The organism is Flavobacterium sp. FlaQc-30 (assembly GCF_044005885.1).
Taxonomy (GTDB): Bacteria; Bacteroidota; Bacteroidia; order Flavobacteriales; family Flavobacteriaceae; genus Flavobacterium.
Window position 1 is genome coordinate 580323 of sequence record NZ_JBIPCO010000001.1, and the last position, 15725, is coordinate 596047.

The window sequence follows — 15725 nt, forward strand, 5'->3', positions numbered from 1 at the left end:
AAAAGGTTAATTTGTGCATTTCATCGGTTTTTTTTGCCGTTTATCCTGTTTGTTTGGTAAAAATGAAAAGCTATAATACTTTTGAACTACCATAACATTAGTAGGTTAAGTTTATGGTAGATTTGGGGCAAAAAGGGTGGAAGCAATTCCACCTTTTTTATTGGAGTAAACTCAAATATCTCACCTTGCGCATTTTATTCCATTTTGTCGAATATATTTGCCATTCAACTAAAAAGTTTTTTTCACAATAATAACTGCCATACATTTACTAAACCATAACATTAGTAGGTTAAGTTTATGGTAGATTTGGGGCAAAAAAGGCGGAAGAGATTCCGCCTTTTTTATTTAAATATATTTAAAACCCTAAAAAACAGGTAATTACATCTTTTTATCGGATATATTTACCATTCAACTAGAAAGTTTTTTTCACAATAATAACTGCCATACATTTACTGAACCATAACATTAGTAGGTTAAGTTTATGGTAGATTTGGGGCAAAAAAGGTGGAAGAGATTCCGCCTTTTTTATTTTTATTTTTTTAGAAAATAGAACAATGATTATAGATAAAAATATAGAGATAAAAAAAAGACGGATAACTATTAAGTCATCCGTCTTTTCTCTTTATTCTTTACTTTATCTTCTTATTTATCTAAAGCAAATCTTCTAGCAACTTCTGTCCAGTTGATTACACTGAAGAAAGCCTCAATATAATCTGGTCTTCTGTTTTGGTAGTTTAAGTAGTAAGCGTGCTCCCAAACGTCCATTCCTAAAATTGGAGTTCCACCGCAACCAACTTCTGGCATTAATGGATTGTCTTGGTTTGGAGTTCCGCAAACGTCTAATTTACCTCCTTTGTGTACACATAACCAAGCCCATCCTGAACCAAATTGTGTTGCACCAGCTTTAGCAAACTTTGCTTTAAACTCTTCAAAAGTTCCAAAAGAAGCTTCGATAGCAGCTAATAAATCACCTGTTGGTAATCCGCCTCCATTTGGAGCCATTACTGTCCAGAATAAATTGTGGTTGTAAAAACCTCCACCATTGTTACGAACTGCTGCGTTAGTTTTATCTAGGTTAATTAAGATATTTTCGATTGTTTTTCCTTCTAAATCTGTTCCTGCGATAGCAGCATTAAGATTTGTAGTGTATGCATTATGATGTTTTGAATGGTGAATTTCCATTGTACGTGCATCAATATGTGGTTCTAATGCATCATATGCATAAGGTAATTGTGGTAATTCAAAAGCCATGGTATTATGATTTTTATGGTTTATAAATAATTTATTCCAAATTTAGACATTTAACTTTGGAATTGAAAATAGTATTTCGTTATAATTCAATTTAATTAATTGATAAATTGAATTTTATTCAAGTCAAACATCTGATAATCTTTATTTTCCATTAAAGGTTGTCATCGTGTTTTCAAGACCGGCTGTACCAAAAGATTTTATAATTTCTGATGCAACCTCTAAACGTTCTGTCAATTTTGCTTTTTCTTCTTCATCCCATTCTCCCAAAACATAATCAACCTGCTGTCCTTTTTTAAACTGATCGCTGATTCCAAATCTAAAACGGGTATATTGCTGCGTATTCAAAACAAGATTGATGTTTTTTAGCCCGTTATGACCTCCGTCACTTCCTTTTGGTTTAATTCGAATCGTTCCAAATGACAGATTTAAATCATCAGTAATGACCAAAATATTTTCTAACGGAATATTTTCTTTATCCATCCAATATTTTACTGCTTTTCCGCTCAAATTCATGTATGTATTTGGCTTAAGAAGCAAAAATGTTCTTCCTTTAAATTTGTATTCTGCCAACGCTCCAAGTTTAACAGTTTCAAATGAAAGACCTTCTTTTTTAGCTAAAAAGTCCAATACTTTAAATCCAATATTATGTCTTGTGTTTACGTATTCGGCTCCGATATTTCCTAAACCTACAATTAAATATTTTTTACTCACGCTTTTTATATTGTTTTTTTGGTGTTCGTGAACCTCCGGTTTCATATTATCTTCTGTGTTCTCTTCTTTTTGTGTTGATGAAAACAGTTTTGTTATCCATTTTATCATGATGCAAAAATAAGATTAATTAGAGAATGTGGCAATTGGATAATTATATAATTTGTGAATGTGACAATTAGATAATTGCCTGTTGGTGGTTATTTAACCGTAAAGGTCACTAAGAATGGTACTCAGATGAAACAGGCTTACACTGATTTTATTTTGTGCTACTCTTATGTCATCCTGAGCGAAGTCGAAGCTCTCTCATATTAAAAAACTTAGAACCTTAGTACCTCAGCATCTTAGAAACTTAGAAGCTAAAAAAAAAAGCCCCAATCGCAAGATTGAGGCTTTTTGTATTGATTTGAAAAAATTATTTTTTCTTTCCTTTTGCAGGAGCTTTTGCAGCTTTTGCAGCTTCTTGAGCAGCTTTCATAGCAGCACGAGAAATTCTTACTTGAGCAACAACTGTGTTGTCTGGGTGCATAATTTTGTATTCTGGAGCACCAACTTTAGTAACATATAATTTGTTACCCATTTCAAGTGGAGTGATGTCAGCTTCAACAAAATCAGGAAGATTTGCTGGTAAAGCTTTAACTTTTAATTTACGTTGGTTTAAACGTAAAACACCACCTGCAAGAACACCTTTAGATGTACCAACAATTTTTACTGGAACTTCCATAGTGATTTCTTTCTCATCAAATAATTGAAAGAAGTCAATGTGTAAAATTTTGTCAGATACAGGGTGAACCTGAATGTCTTGTAAAATTGCATTGAATGATTTTCCTTTTCCAAGTTCGATCACAACTGTGTGAGCGTTTGGAGTGTAAACCAAGTTTTTGAATGCTGTAACGTCTGCTGAGAAGTGTACTGCCTGATTTCCTCCGTATAAAACGCAAGGAACCTGTCCAGCATTACGTAAGGCTTTAGTTGACACTTTGCCCACGCTTTCTCTTTCTGATCCTTTAATTGTAATCGATTTCATTGTAAAAAAATATAGTTATTAAATAAATATTCTAATTTGCTGTAAGCTTTAGGCCATAGGCTTTAGGCTTTTTAAAATGAGTAACATTGCTTACGGCTTATAGCCTACAGCCTACTGCTTCTACATTATAAATTTTCCACTAATGGAATTGTTGTGGTGCACCATGTGCATAACTTCTGCAAAAAGCGGTGCACAACTCACTACTTTTATTTTCTTTGATTCTTTCTTTAACGGAATTGAATCTGTAACGATTAATTCTGTCAATTTTGAATTTTCAATTTTCTCATACGCACTGCCAGATAATATAGCGTGTGTACAAATTGCTCTAACACTTAGCGCTCCTTTTTCGATCATTAGGTCTGCAGCTTTTGCTAAAGTTCCTCCTGTATCAATCATGTCGTCTACTAATATTACGTTACGACCTTTTACCTCACCAATCAATTCCATAGTGTCGATAACGTTGGCAGCTTTTCTTTGTTTGTAACAGATTACTACATCTGATTCTAAAAACTTAGAGTAAGCATATGCTCTTTTTGAACCTCCCATATCTGGAGATGCAATTGTTAGGTTTTCTAATTTTAAACTTTCTACGTATGGTAAAAAGATAGTAGATGCGAATAAATGATCTACTGGTTTTTCAAAAAATCCTTGGATTTGATCTGCATGCAAATCCATTGTCATTACTCTTGTCGCTCCTGCAGCATCTAATAAATTAGCTACTAACTTAGCTCCAATTGGAACTCTTGGTTTATCTTTTCTATCTTGTCTTGCCCAACCAAAATAAGGCATAACAGCTGTAATGTGTCTTGCTGATGCGCGTTTTGCAGCATCAATCATTAATAACAATTCCATCAAATTATCAGCAGTTGGAAATGTTGAGCACACGATAAAAACGCGTAATCCTCTAATTGACTCTTCGTAAGACGGCTGAAATTCTCCATCACTGTACGTTGACATCGTTACTTTTCCTAACGGAATTCCGTATTGTTCTGCAATTTTTTCTGCAAGATAAACACTTTGTGAACAAGCAAAAATTTTAGCTTCTGGTTCTAGGTGCGACATTATAATTTGTTGTTTTTGCTCCGCTGCGCTCTGCACAATTCGACTTTATCATTTTAGGTAAAGCAAAACCTGCATAAATGCCTCGGGTGTAGTTAGTTGTGTGTGCGTCGTTTTAACGAGGTGCAAATTTATAAAATTTATTGGACACTGAAAGGAAAAATTTAAGTATTTTTAGTAGTTGGTTTAAATTTATTTTTTACATTTGCACCGTGTTAAAGGAATGACGCCATTTATGACTTCATTCTATTGCGTTAAAACAATTGATTTATTAGTTGTTTTTTCGTCTGCTAAGCCCGGATGGCGGAATTGGTAGACGCGCTGGTCTCAAACACCTGTGGGAAACCGTGCCGGTTCGACTCCGGCTCCGGGTACGTAAAACCTCTTCAGCAATGAAGAGGTTTTTTTATGGCATTTTTTAAACCATATAAGTCATATAAGAAAATATTACTTCACGTTTAAGCTCTGTTTTTAAACGAACTTACATCACTTATATGATTCAAACCTCACAACTCGCATCATGCAAAACAGGGAAGTTGCACGAATTTGCTATAAAACACAATTGGTTTGCTTTAAAATGTAATTCTAAAGCCAATTCTATTTGGTTTGGATTTGAAATTTTTACTTTTGGTTTTAATCTAACCTCAACAAAACGTCCTCTTCCATCTGTAGAAACTTCAAGCGTTGCTTCGGCATTATCTGCATATTCGAGAACATCTATTCCGCTTTGAGAACATACATATAAATAGGACATCATGTGGCAGGAAACTAAACTGCTTAACAATAAATCTTCTGGATTATATAATGCGGGATCTCCTTTGAATGCTTTTGCTGCCGAAACATCCAAAACTGGCTTGCCTTCAATTTTTATTTGATGACTTTTGCTGTAAGTTTTTGAAGTTGGATTTTCTTCTTTTTTTGAAGTCCAATTTAATTCTGCATTGAATAGATGTTTCATTTTTCTTTTTATTGCTAAATTAAGTTTTTTCTTTTTCGGATCAATTAGTCTCGAAATCCCAATAGTTATCTGAAGCGAAGTCGCAAAGTTTCATCCACAATCTTGTCATTTCGACGAAGGAGAAATCTTCACAAGAAGCTCCACAAAGGAATTCTCAAATCTTTGGCGAGTTACTCGCGGAGATTTCTCCTTCGTCGAAATGACAAAAATGAGCAAATTCTTTGTTTCTACTGGTACTTTCATAAAAAAACCTCGAAAGCAATACTTTCGAGGTTTTTAGAGAACTGAACTAATTAACAAATTCCAAAACTATTTCTTTACTGAAAATTTAAAAGTAGTTTTAGTTTTATAATTTTCTCCCGGGTTTAAAACCGTTGTTGGGAAATTTTTCTGATTTGGAGAATCTGGATAATGCTCTGTTTCCAAACATAATCCCGTTCTGTGTCCGTATGTTTTTCCGTCGAGTGTTGGCAAAGTTCCGTCAAGGAAATTTCCTGAGTAAAACTGAATTCCAGGTTCATCAGTAGTCATTTCTAAAACTCTTCCGCTTGCTGCGTGATATACTTTTGCAATGATTGTTTTTCCTTTTTCAGGATTGTTCAATACCCAGCAATGATCGTAACCTTTTCCTCTTTCTAATTGTTCGTTTTTAGCTTCGATGTCTTTACCAACCAATTTTGGTGTTCTAAAATCAAAAGGTGTATTCGCAACATCCTCTAATTTTCCTGTTGGAATTAAAGTCGCATCAACCGGAACAATTTTATCCGCATTTAAAGTCAATTCGTGATCTAAGATTGTTTTAGAAAAATCTCCAGATAAATTGAAATACGAATGCTGTGTTAAGTTTACAACCGTTTTCTTGTCTGTCGTTGCTTCATACAAAACTTCTAATTGATTATCATTTGTCAATGTATAAGTCACAAAAACTTGTAAATTTCCTGGATAACCTTCTTCCATATCTTTACTTAAATATGATAATTTTAAAGAAGCTGTTTCACCAGATTTAACCTCATCTGCTTTCCAAACTACTTTAAAAAAACCATTCGGCCCACCGTGCAAAGCATTTGGCGCATTATTTATAGCCAATTGATACTCTTTTCCATCCAAAGAAAATTTTCCTTTCGCAATGCGGTTTCCATATCTTCCTATTAAAGCTCCAAAAAACGGATTTTCTTTTTCGTATTGTGCCAAAGAATTAAATCCAATTACAACATTTTCAGAAACACCTTCTTTATTGGGAACTTTCAAATCAGTAATAATACCACCAAAAGTGATAATATCTACTTCCATTCCGTTTTGGTTTTTCAACTTATAACTGTCGATTTTTTCTCCTTTTGCAGTTGTTCCGTAAGCCGATTTTTCAATCGTTACTGCTGCTTTTTGATCTAAAACTGTAGCATCCATTTTTTTATCGCTTTTGCATTGAACTGAAATTAAAGCCAGACTTAACAGACCTATTCCAAAAACACAACGTTTTAATACATTCATAAATAATATTTTTAATTGTAAAAAGTGAAATGTAAGATATGAAAAAATCAAAAGCGACAAAATTAAAACCTCTGAACCTTTGCCCCTTTGAACCTTTGCACCTTTAATTAAAGTCCATGCTGAAACGAATGAAAATAAGCTTCATTCGCATTAATCTTATCTTTAAACTCTCTAACAGTTGTTTTTTCATCAATAACCAATAATTCGATTCCTGCAATATCTGCAAAATCTTCCATATATTCAGTTGTTATCGATTGGCTGTAAACGGTGTGATGAGCTCCACCTGCTAAAATCCAAGCTGTTGCTGCAATATCAAGGTTTGGTTTACAATCCCATAAAACTCTAGCAACTGGTAATTTTGGCAATTCAGCCAATGGTTTAACCGCTTCAACTTCGTTTACAATTAAACGGAAACGAGTTCCCATATCTACCAAAGAAACATTAATTGCATCTCCAGCTGGCGAATTAAATACCAAACGAGCTGGATCTTCTTTACCGCCAATTCCTAAAGGATGCACTTCGCAAGAAGGTTTTCCATCAGCAATAGATGGACAAATTTCCAACATATGCGATCCTAAAACATATGATTTTTGTGGAGTAAAATGGTATGTATAATCTTCCATGAAAGAAGTCCCGCCTTCCAAACCAATATTCATCACTTTTAAAGCTCTAACCATTGCAGCCGTTTTCCAGTCTCCTTCACCACCAAAACCATAACCATCAGCCATTAATCTTTGTGTTGCAATTCCTGGTAATTGTTTCCAAGCTCCAAGATTTTCAAATGTATCCGTGAAAGCACCGAAACCTCCTTCTTCAAGGAAAGCTCTCAAACCTAATTCAATTTTTGCCGCTTCAACCAAAGAACTTCTTTGCGCTCCACCCTCTTTTAAAGAATCGGTCAAAGTATATGATTCTTCGTAAACCGCTAATAAATCAGCTAATTCTTTGTCTGTTATTTTTTCGATATGTTTTGTCACATCTGAAGAATCGTATCCGTTTACCGACATTCCGAAACGAATCTGAGCTTCTACTTTATCACCGTCTGTAACGGCAACTTCACGCATATTGTCTCCAATACGAGCTACTTTTAAGTTCTGAAGTTCGTCCCATCCAAGAACAACTCTTGACCAAATTCCTATTTTTTTATGAACTCTTTCATCTTCCCAATGTCCAACTACAACTTTACGCTTTTTACGTAATCTAGACATAATGAAACCGAATTCACGATCTCCGTGAGCCGATTGATTCAGGTTCATAAAATCCATGTCGATAGATCCCCACGGAATTTCAGCATTGTATTGTGTATGTAAATGACATAATGGTTTTTTCAAAATACTCAAACCGCCAATCCACATTTTTGCTGGCGAAAAAGTGTGCATCCAAGCAATAATTCCAATACAGTTTTTCTCAGAATTTGCAGCCAAACAAACATCTAAAATCTGCGAAGGTGATTTCACCACATCTTTATAAACCACTTTTACTGGAATTGAAGATGAAGCATCTAATCCTTTTGCGATTATCTGAGAATGTTCTGCTACTTTTCTAAGTGTTTCTTCACCGTATAATTCTTGGCTTCCTACTACAAACCATACTTCTTTTTGAGATATATCTATCATGCTGTTTAATCGTTTATTTGTTGAATTGTTTAATCGTTTGCAGGTTCTAAAATCTGCATTCTAAAATCTAAAATTATTTATTGTCCGTAATACGAATCTTTTCCGTGTTTGCGGTTGTAATGTTTCTTTATTAATGAATCTTTTAATCTTGGTGCGTTTGGATTTATTTGTAAAGTCAGGTACGCCATTTCGGCAACTACTTCTAGAACTTTACTGTTATAAACCGCTTTTGCTGCATTTTTTCCCCACGCAAATGGACCGTGATTTCCAATCAAAACCATTTCTACTTCTTCGTATGAAAGATTTTTTTCTTTGAAACAATCCAAAATCTGAATTCCGGTATTGTGTTCGTAATTTCCTTCAATAAGAGAATCTGCCATTGGCGGAGCACACGGAATATCAGCCGTTAAATGATCGGCGTGCGTAGTTCCGAAAATTGGAATATCTTGTTGCGATTGCGCCCAAGCAACCGAGTACGTCGCATGTGTATGCGCAACGCCTCCAATATTCGGCCAATTTTTATACAAATAAGCATGCGTTTTTGTATCTGATGACGGACGCATGGTTCCTTCGATAATATTGTTATCAAAATCGACAATTACAATATCTTCTGGTTTTAAATCTTCGTAGGGAACACCGCTTGGTTTAATAGCAAAAACACCATTTTCTCTATCAACGGCACTTACATTTCCAAAAGTGTACACCACCAAATTCAATGCATTTAACTGCATATTGGCCTCGTAACATTCTTGTTTTAAATCTTTATATTGAGAACTCATTTTCTTTAATTTTAATAGATGGATCTTCAAAAGCACTTAATTGATCGTAAGCAATAAGTAATTTGTTATACGCTGCCACTTTATCTAATTGAGGGAAATATTCTCCGTCAAAATCACTTCCAATTTTTTGACTTGCTTCGATTACGTTTGGATAAATTCCTGCTGCAACGGCTGCGTAAATTGCTGCACCCAAAGCTGGAGTTTGATCTGAAGCTGCGATTTTAATTGGCTTGTTTAAAACATTTGCCAAAGTCTGCATAATAAAAGGAGATTTACGAGCAACACCGCCAATTCCTATTACGCTGTCGATTTTCACACCTTCTTCTTCAAAACGATCTACAATTTTCTTCGCTCCAAAACAAATTGCGTTTACTAAAGCTTTGAAAATATGGGGTGCTTTTGTTCCTAAAGAAAGGTTTGAAATGGCGCTTTTTAATTCCTGATTAGCATCTGGAGTTCTTCTTCCGTTGATCCAGTCTAAGGCAATTGGAAGACTTTCTGAAACTGGAATTTTCTCTGCTTCTTTCGTTAATTCAACAATTAATTTATCGCTGAATTCTTCTCTTAATTGTTCTTTTTGAGCATCATTTAAAAGTGACGTAGCACCTAATAAATGTTCCGTCGGCCACATTAATAGTTCTTTGTACCAAGCCAATAAATCTCCAAAAGCAGATTGCCCTGCTTCAAGACCAATAAAGCCCGGAATTACAGATCCATCTACTTGTCCACAGATTCCGCGAACGGTTTTTGTTCCTACTTCGTCATATGAACCAACCAGAATATCGCAAGTTGAAGTTCCCATAACACGAACTAAAGTATTCTCTCCAATTTTTGCTCCAACAGCTCCAGAATGTGCATCGAAGGTTCCAACGGCCACAACTGTATCAGTCGAAAGCCCTAAACGATCTGCCCATTCTTTGCTCAAATTTCCTGCTGATAAATCAGATGTATAAGTTTCATTATATAAATTACCACGAAGCTGTGCTAAATAAGGATGTAATTTTTCTAAGAATTCAACTGGCGGAAGTCCGTTCCAGTCTGTGTGCCACATTGCTTTGTGTCCTGCGGCGCAACGGCTTCTTTTAAAAGTTTTTAAGTCTTTATCTTCAATTAATAAATACGTCATTAAATCGCAGTGTTCCATCCAAGTATGTGCTGCATTTCTAACTGCTTCATCTTTTCTTGCAATGTGAAGAATTTTTGCCCAAAACCACTCTGATGAATAAATTCCGCCGACATATTTTGTAACATCTTCTCCGCCCCAGCTTACTGCCAGTTCGTTAATTTCGTTTGCTTCATTTATCGAAGTATGATCTTTCCATAAAACCATCATCGCATTTGGGTTTTCTTCAAAACCTTTTGTCAATGCTAACGGAATTCCATCTTTTGTTACTGGAACTGGAGACGATCCAGTCGTATCTATACAAATCCCTTTCACTAACGAAGGATCAACTTTACTTTCTTTTATAACCGTTTGAATCGTAATTTCTAATCCTTCGATGTGATCTAAAGGATGCTGACGAAATTGATTTATAGCCGCGTCACAATATTGCTTATTCTTCCATCTTTTGTAATGAGAAACATTCGATGCTAATTCCTGCCCATTTTCGGCATCTATAAGCACCGCTCGAACAGAATCTGTTCCATAGTCTAATCCTATTACGTAATTTTTCATTCGAAATTAATTTTTAATGGTGACAAATATACTTATAAATATTTATAAGTGTACAAAAAACACTTAATAAAAAAGATACAGTCTTTTTTTACAGATATTGCACTAAAACAGCTCTTTAGAAGAAAAAGACAAAATAAACGTTTAAATAACATTTATTCTATTGCGATTATCTCATCTTACAACCTAAAACTGCAAAGCACAACCTGCTTTACTAACTCTATTTTATCTGATTTTTTTCTTTTTTAACTTACTTTTATTCTAAAACCAAAACTTAAAAAGACAGAAAAACTGATTTCTATTTCTTATTTGTTTACAATCAAAATGATTGTAGTTTTAATTTTTTTTTACTTCAAATTTCAAATAAGTGTTTCTTTAACATTTGTAAATTTAAATAAAAAAAAGTCTTAAAAACAAATTAAAACTCTAAAACAACTGGTTGCAAAAAATAGATTTCGTAATTATGATTTTAAAAACTATCTTATACAAACGGCTTTTTAACTTTAATTCAGCTTTCGTAAAAAGTTTAAAAATTATAAATTCGACAAAAAACTAATAAATACAGGGAGTTTGCAGCTTTTTTTGACCGTTTGAATTTTTAAAAATAAAATATCCATCTTGATACGAATTCTCTTTTAAAAATGTTTTTACCTTTGATCCTGATTTTGGTAATAAAAAGAATAATAAATAGAAAAATTCTGTTCTATTTACTGATGCCGAAATAAAGTATTGCCTCTTCATAATTTTATTACTATTTTCACATAAGTGTAAATGTTACATTAATAAGTTATGAAACAATTTAGGAAGTTTATATCTTTACCAATAAATTATTATATATGCTAAACAGTTATAGCTCTGCTGATAAGGTTTTACTAGCGGTAGATTGTATTATTTTTGGATTCGACAGTGAAGGTCTAAAAATACTTTTAATCAAAAGAGATTTTGAACCTGAAAAAGGAAAATGGTCCTTGATTGGAGGATTTTTAAAGCGTGATGAAGTTTTAGATAATGCAGCTATTAGAATATTAAATACGTATACTGGTTTAAACGATATTTATATGGAACAGCTGTATGCTTACAGCGAAATTGATCGTGATCCTGTCGAAAGAACCATTTCTGTCTCTTATTTTGCCTTGATTAATATCGAAAACCACAATGCTGAACTTATTAAAAATTATCATGCTGAATGGTTCCCTATAAATGATGCGCCAAATTTAATTTTTGACCATAATGAAATGGTTCAAAATGCAATAAAAAGACTGCGATATAAAACTTCGATAAAACCAATTGGATTTGAATTACTGCCGGAAAAATTCACCATGCGTCAGCTTTTAGAATTATATGAAGCTATCTTAAGTAAGGAGTTAGACAAAAGAAATTTCATTAGTAAAATAAACTCTCTTGAGATTTTAAATAAACTTGAAGAAAAAGACATGCAGTCGTCCAGAAAAGGATCGTATTTGTACACTTTTAATAAAGAAAAATACGAAGAGAAGTTACTAAATGATTTCGTACTGAATTTATAAAAAAACAAAACCCTGAAATTCCACAATTTTCAGGGTTTTTTCTTCAATAAAACTACTATTAAAAAAAATAAACAAAATTATTATCTTTTAACCTTTGTATTTAGCTGTTATTATGAACACTAACTGCTAAAACATTAATAAGTGTAAAATTTACATTTGCAAATGTAAGCAAAATAATTCTTCAAAAACAAAAAATATCATCTTTATTTTTTTTATTAATAAATAAGAGAGTTTTTAATCAAATAAGGATTTAACTATAGTATGAATAACTGCATGTTAAATTCTTTACTAAATTACTACAAAGAATTTCGCATTATTAAGGAGGACTTGTTTTCGATTTGTTCCTTTTTTCCCTTTAAAACCATTTCTGCCAAAATTTTTCCCATCACTTCAAAATGAGTAGAAATTGTAGTAATTCCGCTGGCTACCACTTTTTTCAAAGGAGTTTCATTATAAGAAATAATTCCAAAATCTGTTCCGAGTTTTAAATTTTGATCTCTCGCGCTTTCTATTACCCGAACCAAATCACGATCATTTGGTATAATGTACAAATCTCCTGCATTTATCTTTCTATTTGTAAATTCGGCAATAATTTCAGATTCAAAATTATGTGCCGCACAAAAATCTTCAAAACCCATTTTCATTCCTATTGGCTCTCGGAAACCTGGAAAAATCAAAATCAATTTCTGATATTTAGCCAAACGTTCTTTTCCCTTCTCTAATCCTTCAAAAATATCCTTTTGATGATTCTGATAAATTGCAGGATACGATTTTAAGTCAGCGTTTGTCTGATCCAGTATAATAACATCACCCACTGGTAGGGTTTTTATAGAGTCAACTATATCTTTTAAATTTGTTGGCATTAAAATGTATTTCGTATAATTCCCAACACTGTCATTAATCAGTTTCTGAAAAACAACATTATTAAAATGATGAAAGTAAATATCGACCTGAACATTTTTCCCAATATTGTTTAAAAAGGAGTTATAAATATCTTCTTTGAAAATATTCAATTCATCAAATAACAAAAAAATCTTCTGCTTAATCGTGATTTCTACACTCTTAACGTAGTATCCTTTTCCGGGAATAGCATAAATAATACCTCTTTTTTTGAGTTCTTCGTATCCTAACAAAACGGTATCTCGGGATAATGAAAATGCCAGACAAACTTTATTTACAGAGGGCAATCTGTCTCCTTTAACCAGTTTTTCGTCTTCAATTGCTTTTTCTATTGAAAGAATAATCTGCTTATATTTTGGCAGACCAATGTTGTTTTGAATCGAAATTATGTTCATATAAAATAAAGGTCTTTTAAAATTTATACAAAAACTGGTAGGTACCGGTATGCAAAAATAAAGAATGTTTTTATTTTTGACTTTCATTTTTCTAAAATTTTAATGAAAACAATGAACAAATCACATAGTAACGCAACTTCTAATGCCGATTTTTCTGATTTCGAATCAGATATTGAAAAAATTCGTTCTTTCGAATTATCGAATAAAAACGGAATGAGGGTTCAGGCTTTAAATTACGGTGCAACTATTAGTTCCATTCAGATTCCAATTTCTGAAGGTAAAATTGTTGATGTTGTTTTGGGATTTGACTCTCCAAAGTCTTATTTAGAATCTTATAATTTACCAAGCGCTCCTTATTTTGGAACAACGGTTGGGCGTTATGCGGGGCGAATTCACAATGGACTTTTTTCTTTAAATGGAAAAACATACCAATTAACAAAAAACAATAACGGAAACTCTTTACACGGCGGAAATATTGGTTTTGGAAAAAAAATATGGAATGTTACCAATCAAACTTCTAATGAAAATCCGTCGATAACATTTAGTCTTTTAAGTGAAGATCTTAATGAAAATTATCCTGGAGAATTACAAGTTGACTTAACTTACACGTTGACAGAAGATAATGAGCTGAAATTAACTTATAAAGCAATTTCAACAGAAGATACTATTATAAATTTAACGCATCATAGTTATTTTAATCTTGATGGTCACGATGGCAGTGTTCTGGATCAAAAAGTTTTTATTGATGCCGAAAAAATGCTGGAAACTAATCAAGAGAATATCCCAACTGGAAAATTTATTGATCTCAGCAACCATGAATTTGATTTTAGAACTGAAAAAAAATGCCCGGCTTCGATTGACAACTCTTTTGTTGTCAATAAAACCAATAATCCCTCAGCATCTTTATTTAGTTCAAAAAACAATTTAAAAATGAACGTTTATACGGATCAGCCAAGTGTACATATATATGTAGGCGGTAATTGTTTTGACATTTTAAAAGGAAAAAACGAAACTGCTTATCATAAAACGAGCGGGATTTGCTTTGAAACTCAAAATTTTCCAGATGCTCCCAACCAAGCGCATTTTCCTAATTCAGTTTTAAGAAAAGGTGAAACATATAATCAAGAAACCGTTTATAAATTTGAAATTTTAAACTAAAAACGGTAAACTAATTACAGTATAATGAATGACATTTTAATACAAAACACTACTGCTTTTTTCGAAAAATCTTTTGGGACTAAACCAGAAAAAATAGTACTTTCTCCAGGAAGAATCAACATTATTGGCGAACATATTGACTATAATGATGGTTATGTTTTACCTGCAGCAATTGACAAAGTAATTTGCTTTGCTTTGGAAAAAAACAATTCTAAAAAATCAAAAATAATTGCCATCGACTTAAACGAGCAATTTGAAATTGATTTAACTCAGGAAGTAAAATTAAGCGATATTGTCTGGACAAATTATATTCGAGGCGTTATTAAACAATTGCAGGATAATGGCTTTTCCTTTGAAGGTTTCAATTGTGTTTTCAGCAGTAATATTCCTGTTGGTTCGGGATTATCATCATCTGCCGCTTTAGAATGTGGAATGATTTTCGGAATTCAACAGCTTTTCGATTTAAAAATTGAAAAAGTAGATATAGCATTATTAGGACAAAAGGCTGAACACTGGGTGGGAATTAACTGCGGTATAATGGATCAATTTTCGAGTGTGCTTGGTCTTGAAAACAAAGTTATTCAATTAGACTGCAATACATTAGACTATCATTATCATAATGCTGATTTTAAAGATTATTCTTTGGTTTTATTTGACAGTAATGTTAAACATTCTCTTTTTACATCTGAGTACAATACCCGCAGAATAGAATGTGAGCAGGGATTATCAATAATTAAAAGTCATTTTCCTGAGGTAAAAAGTTTTAGAAATTGTACTGAGGAACAACTTTTAAGTATTCAAGACAAAATGGATGAAACTGTTTTTAAAAGAGTTCATTATGTGGTAAAAGAAATTAATCGTGTTATAAAAGCCTGCGAAGCGCTGGACAAAGGAAATATAGAAGAATTAGGACAATTGCTCTTTGAAACACATTATGGTTTATCTCAGGAATACGAAGTAAGCTGTGCCGAATTGGATATGCTTGTTGATACTGCAAAAGCAGACAATACTATCATTGGTTCTCGCTTAATGGGCGGCGGTTTTGGCGGGTGCACCATTAATTTAATTAAAAAAGGTCATGAAAATGAGGTAAAAAGTAAGTTTTCAAATCTTTATTTAAATACATTTGGGATTGAATTAAAATTTTACGACGTAAAAATCTCAAACGGAACAACATTACTTTAAATA

Annotated in this window: 13 protein-coding genes and 1 tRNA gene; 4 read left to right on the forward strand and 10 right to left on the reverse strand. The window is 33.0% G+C overall.

Annotation, left to right across the window (positions count from 1 at the left end; translation table 11 throughout):
* Positions 1–642: 642 nt before the first annotated feature.
* The 4 genes from ACHRV0_RS02520 to ACHRV0_RS02535 form a co-directional block, all read right to left on the reverse strand.
* A complete protein-coding gene (locus ACHRV0_RS02520) occupies positions 643–1251 on the reverse strand; it encodes a superoxide dismutase (protein WP_129023512.1) in 609 nt (202 codons plus the stop codon).
* A 141-nt stretch (positions 1252–1392) separates the two neighbouring features.
* A complete protein-coding gene (gene pth / locus ACHRV0_RS02525; RefSeq protein WP_395439800.1) occupies positions 1393–2070 on the reverse strand; it encodes an aminoacyl-tRNA hydrolase in 678 nt (225 codons plus the stop codon).
* A 304-nt stretch (positions 2071–2374) separates the two neighbouring features.
* Complete coding sequence (locus tag ACHRV0_RS02530) at positions 2375–2986, reverse strand: 50S ribosomal protein L25/general stress protein Ctc (protein WP_089053611.1); 612 nt, start codon at positions 2984–2986, stop codon at positions 2375–2377.
* Positions 2987–3106: 120 nt separating this feature from the next.
* Entirely contained in the window at positions 3107–4048 is a 942-nt protein-coding gene (locus ACHRV0_RS02535) for a ribose-phosphate pyrophosphokinase (RefSeq protein ID WP_089053799.1), read from the reverse strand.
* Between the two features lie 291 nt (positions 4049–4339).
* Between ACHRV0_RS02535 and ACHRV0_RS02540 the strand changes: the two genes are divergently transcribed.
* Positions 4340–4419 (forward strand) — tRNA-Leu (locus tag ACHRV0_RS02540).
* 125 nt (positions 4420–4544) lie between these two features.
* Here the strand turns inward: ACHRV0_RS02540 and ACHRV0_RS02545 are convergent.
* The 5 genes from ACHRV0_RS02545 to ACHRV0_RS02565 form a co-directional block, all read right to left on the reverse strand.
* Complete coding sequence (locus ACHRV0_RS02545) at positions 4545–5003, reverse strand: OsmC family protein (RefSeq protein WP_395439801.1); 459 nt, start codon at positions 5001–5003, stop codon at positions 4545–4547.
* A gap of 309 nt (positions 5004–5312) precedes the next feature.
* Positions 5313–6491, reverse strand: coding sequence for an aldose epimerase family protein (locus tag ACHRV0_RS02550; RefSeq protein WP_395439802.1), 1179 nt, complete (start codon positions 6489–6491; stop codon positions 5313–5315).
* A 107-nt stretch (positions 6492–6598) separates the two neighbouring features.
* Positions 6599–8107, reverse strand: coding sequence for an L-arabinose isomerase (araA, locus tag ACHRV0_RS02555; RefSeq protein WP_129026009.1), 1509 nt, complete (start codon positions 8105–8107; stop codon positions 6599–6601).
* Between the two features lie 77 nt (positions 8108–8184).
* Positions 8185–8886 (reverse strand): L-ribulose-5-phosphate 4-epimerase, encoded by a 702-nt coding sequence (locus ACHRV0_RS02560; protein ID WP_129026011.1) that lies wholly within the window; start codon positions 8884–8886, stop codon positions 8185–8187.
* Positions 8870–10561, reverse strand: coding sequence for a ribulokinase (locus tag ACHRV0_RS02565; RefSeq protein WP_395439803.1), 1692 nt, complete (start codon positions 10559–10561; stop codon positions 8870–8872). Before ACHRV0_RS02565 ends, ACHRV0_RS02560 begins: the two co-directional genes overlap by 17 nt.
* An 833-nt stretch (positions 10562–11394) precedes the next feature.
* On the opposite strand from ACHRV0_RS02565, the gene ACHRV0_RS02570 reads away from it, so the two are divergent.
* The gene (locus ACHRV0_RS02570) at positions 11395–12084 is read left to right on the forward strand and encodes an NUDIX domain-containing protein (RefSeq protein ID WP_089053606.1); all 690 of its coding nucleotides are present in this window, start codon (positions 11395–11397) and stop codon (positions 12082–12084) included.
* Positions 12085–12380: 296 nt separating this feature from the next.
* Here ACHRV0_RS02570 and ACHRV0_RS02575 read toward each other — a convergent pair whose 3' ends face one another.
* Complete coding sequence (locus tag ACHRV0_RS02575) at positions 12381–13379, reverse strand: GntR family transcriptional regulator (RefSeq protein ID WP_395439804.1); 999 nt, start codon at positions 13377–13379, stop codon at positions 12381–12383.
* Positions 13380–13490: 111 nt separating this feature from the next.
* Between ACHRV0_RS02575 and ACHRV0_RS02580 the strand changes: the two genes are divergently transcribed.
* Together ACHRV0_RS02580 and galK are read left to right on the forward strand one after the other, a co-directional pair.
* Positions 13491–14537, forward strand: a complete 1047-nt coding sequence (locus ACHRV0_RS02580) for an aldose epimerase family protein (protein WP_395439805.1) — start codon at positions 13491–13493, stop codon at positions 14535–14537.
* Between the two features lie 24 nt (positions 14538–14561).
* Entirely contained in the window at positions 14562–15722 is a 1161-nt protein-coding gene (gene galK / locus ACHRV0_RS02585; RefSeq protein ID WP_395439806.1) for a galactokinase, read from the forward strand.
* Positions 15723–15725 lie beyond the last annotated feature (3 nt).

Bases quoted from the DNA above. Each gene is read 5' to 3' on its own strand.
- ACHRV0_RS02520 (WP_129023512.1), bottom strand. From the start codon at position 1,251: ATGGCTTTTGAATTACCACAATTACCTTATGCATATGATGCATTAGAA.
- pth (WP_395439800.1), bottom strand. From the start codon at position 2,070: ATGATAAAATGGATAACAAAACTGTTTTCATCAACACAAAAAGAAGAG.
- ACHRV0_RS02530 (WP_089053611.1), bottom strand. From the start codon at position 2,986: ATGAAATCGATTACAATTAAAGGATCAGAAAGAGAAAGCGTGGGCAAA.
- ACHRV0_RS02535 (WP_089053799.1), bottom strand. From the start codon at position 4,048: ATGTCGCACCTAGAACCAGAAGCTAAAATTTTTGCTTGTTCACAAAGT.
- ACHRV0_RS02545 (WP_395439801.1), bottom strand. From the start codon at position 5,003: ATGAAACATCTATTCAATGCAGAATTAAATTGGACTTCAAAAAAAGAA.
- ACHRV0_RS02550 (WP_395439802.1), bottom strand. From the start codon at position 6,491: ATGAATGTATTAAAACGTTGTGTTTTTGGAATAGGTCTGTTAAGTCTG.
- araA (WP_129026009.1), bottom strand. From the start codon at position 8,107: ATGATAGATATATCTCAAAAAGAAGTATGGTTTGTAGTAGGAAGCCAA.
- ACHRV0_RS02560 (WP_129026011.1), bottom strand. From the start codon at position 8,886: ATGAGTTCTCAATATAAAGATTTAAAACAAGAATGTTACGAGGCCAAT.
- ACHRV0_RS02565 (WP_395439803.1), bottom strand. From the start codon at position 10,561: ATGAAAAATTACGTAATAGGATTAGACTATGGAACAGATTCTGTTCGA.
- ACHRV0_RS02570 (WP_089053606.1), top strand. From the start codon at position 11,395: ATGCTAAACAGTTATAGCTCTGCTGATAAGGTTTTACTAGCGGTAGAT.
- ACHRV0_RS02575 (WP_395439804.1), bottom strand. From the start codon at position 13,379: ATGAACATAATTTCGATTCAAAACAACATTGGTCTGCCAAAATATAAG.
- ACHRV0_RS02580 (WP_395439805.1), top strand. From the start codon at position 13,491: ATGAACAAATCACATAGTAACGCAACTTCTAATGCCGATTTTTCTGAT.
- galK (WP_395439806.1), top strand. From the start codon at position 14,562: ATGAATGACATTTTAATACAAAACACTACTGCTTTTTTCGAAAAATCT.